Origin of the sequence: Mesorhizobium sp. M1143, assembly GCF_040318435.1 — a bacterium.
Lineage (GTDB): Bacteria > Pseudomonadota > Alphaproteobacteria > Rhizobiales > Rhizobiaceae > Mesorhizobium.
This window is the reverse complement of record NZ_JAMYMJ010000143.1, coordinates 1-2,596: the sequence shown is the minus strand read 5'-3', so window position 1 is coordinate 2,596 and position 2,596 is coordinate 1. Positions and strand designations below refer to the sequence as shown.

2 protein-coding genes and 1 pseudogene are annotated in these 2,596 nt (G+C 55.7%); 1 reads left to right on the top strand and 2 read right to left on the bottom strand.

Going from position 1 to position 2,596, the window contains the following annotated elements; translation table 11 throughout:
- Positions 1-333: 333 nt before the first annotated feature.
- Both NKH35_RS31330 and NKH35_RS32125 read right to left on the bottom strand, forming a co-directional pair.
- Positions 334-822, bottom strand: coding sequence for a GNAT family N-acetyltransferase (locus NKH35_RS31330; protein WP_352917532.1), 489 nt, complete (start codon positions 820-822; stop codon positions 334-336).
- Positions 823-1,253: 431 nt separating this feature from the next.
- Positions 1,254-1,394: pseudogene (locus NKH35_RS32125) on the bottom strand (IS110 family transposase); the annotation flags it as partial.
- A 310-nt stretch (positions 1,395-1,704) separates the two neighbouring features.
- Between NKH35_RS32125 and NKH35_RS31325 the strand changes: the two are divergent.
- Positions 1,705-2,596, top strand: an 892-nt coding sequence (locus tag NKH35_RS31325) for a GHMP family kinase ATP-binding protein (protein ID WP_352917531.1), incomplete at its 3' end; no start/stop codon positions are given.

Sequence of the window (2,596 nt, the reverse complement as noted above, 5' to 3'; positions counted from 1 at the left end):
TTTAAGTGTCTGGTCTGCTGTTTGGAATGCGTGCTCCGCCTGACGCCTATCTCAGGGCATGCGCGGCCGCGCTCCGTGACGACATTTTGCCGACGATCAGCGCGCTCTCGCCCGCCCACGCCCTGGCAATCGCTTCCGGACGAGCGTAAGTGCCTGTAAACGCCATAAAAAATACGCGTTTATGGACGGAAACTAGCTAGCTGTGCTATTCCGCGCCTCGACTTCAGCGTCGCCGCTCCGTGCTCAGGCTATAGGATCAGCTGGAGAGTGTGAACGAGTAAAGCATGGATGACTTGACCCTGCGATGATCAGGCAATCGCTGGCAAAGGAAAGTCAAGCTAGATCTATTTCGTATGCAAGAATGTTCTGCAGGCCGAACTTGTCGAAGTAAGTAGCGCCCGTGTCAAGAAAGCCGGACGTTAGATAGGAATGTCTGGCCATTATATTATCTACTTCAACGGTAAGCATGAGACGGCTGACACATGGGCGATTTTTCGAAATCCATTGAGAGGCAAGCCCAGTCACCGATTTTCCATATCCGTTACCTTGGTATCCTCGGCCCACGCGAAAGCTGTGCAAAGTAATCACGCCTGGCGGGGCCCATTCCGGCAAGGCCGCTTTTTCACGCAGGACGAAAAAGCCAACGGTCTGATGGCGGACAACGATTGCAAATGGGTGCTCCAGGTCGGGGCGCGCGTTACCTTGAAGCTCGGAGAACACCAAATCCAGCGGGTCGACAAACCGTTCTTGCTCGGGCTCGAGCTTTAAGTGGGGGACGTGAGATCGATCAAAAAGAGATACAGTCTTCAGCGTCGCATGCATTGTACATCTCCCTATCTGGCAGTTGTAGCCTCTGATGAAGCACCAACGAATAATCCGACCCACCAGCTGAATGTCACTTGGCAGCTCCTTCCGGCAAAAATCGTGCCAACTGAGCAGAAACAACCGCGATGGATATATATGGACAGGGTTCAAGAGCATGAGAGTGAAGCTGGAGTACGAAAATCATGTCGCGGACGCGACAAACGCGACACAGGTATCGTAGCTCCGGGTTGCCAAAAACAGCGGTCTCCGTCTTCCCAAAGCTGGTCTTCGGTGTCGCTTACAATCTCGCCCTCTTCACCCGCCTCACGCTCGTGCTTATCCCCGTGACGCAGCAGAAATCACTGAAAATGTTGACGCGCTCGCGTCACCACCTGTCGCACGACGCTGCGCTGCCGGATCAGGTCGCGCATGGCTTCGTGATCGGTACCATACGGGGGTCAACTCTCCGGCCCTATTGAGGCGGGCGAGCATGGTGGCGTCGCGGCATTTGTCTTCACCCGATCGCCCGGCCTCAGCGGGATCCGCGATGGCGCAACGAATGTGCAGTTGCGGCCGAGCGAACAGATGAGCCCGCGTCTTCCGGCCTCCGAGGGCAACGACGCGGTCTCGAGCAGCGCCATTCGAAATCCCGGTCGGGTTTGTCGGGTCTTCGACATACGCCTGTTTGGCCAATCTCTTGTTTCGCCTCAGGCTAAATAGCTGAAAAGCAATCACAAAAAGTTCTCTTCGGTTCGATCAGCCAAATTGGCGCAATTTTTGCCTTTCTGTGGGACGCGGGTCTCGCGTCGTAGCGGCAAACTTCAATGAACTTGACCGGCAAGTGAGATGGCGATCCAAAATTCTACCCATCTAGCGGCCCTCTAGAGAGCGGGGTTGAGCATGTCGACTAGAGAACTTCTCGAAGCGGCCGCCGATGAATTTTGGAAGCCATACATATATCACCAGACGTTCGATAGCGCAGATGCGGCCCAGATTTTCGCCGAGGATGGGGAGCAGAAAAGGGTTCATTCTGGCGACGCTCTTTGTTGCGGCACATTCGGTGAGTTGCTGCAAGGCGAGTTGCCGGTCGGCTCCGTTCCCCGCGACCCTCACTTCTTAGTCACGATGCCCATCGCGCTCTTTGCACGAGCCCACTTCATGCCTGTCGCAGGGACACAATCCGTAACCGTTTGCCCATCACATAAAGTCAAAGCAAAACAACTGGCTGAGAATCTCGTGATTGCGCTCGGCGCCTCGGGAGGAATCCTCCTTTTGCAATCCGAGCTCCCCGAAGGCAAAGGGCTGGCGAGTTCGTCTGCGGATCTTGTCGCAACTGCACGGTCAATCGCCTGCTGCTTCAAACGTAGGGTCCGGACGTCGTTGATCGAGAAGCTAATGGCGGAGATCGAGCCATCCGACGGGGTGATGTACCCAGGAGTGGTCGCATATCAGCAGCGAGCATGTAACCTTCTCTCGTTCATTGGCCAAATGCCGCCGCTTGCAATCGTCGGTATCGATGAAGGAGGGACGGTCGATACCGTCGACTATGATCAACGGCGAGGTGAAACCTCCGCCACTCACAGAGCAGAGTATCACGAACTACTCCACCGCGCTCGCATAGCAATTCCACGCGGTGACACCGCCACCATAGGCAAAATAGCCACTGCCAGCGCCCGTTTGCATCAGGAGCGAGCTCCAAAGAAGCATCTGAACTCAATGCTGAAAGCATCCGAGGCCACTGACGCTCTCGGGGTCATCGTCGCGCACAGCGGCACAATGATTGGGATCCTGC

What these genes read in the sequence shown, in the direction of transcription:
- NKH35_RS31330 (WP_352917532.1), bottom strand. Translation starts at nt 822, where the DNA reads ATGCATGCGACGCTGAAGACTGTATCTCTTTTTGATCGATCTCACGTC.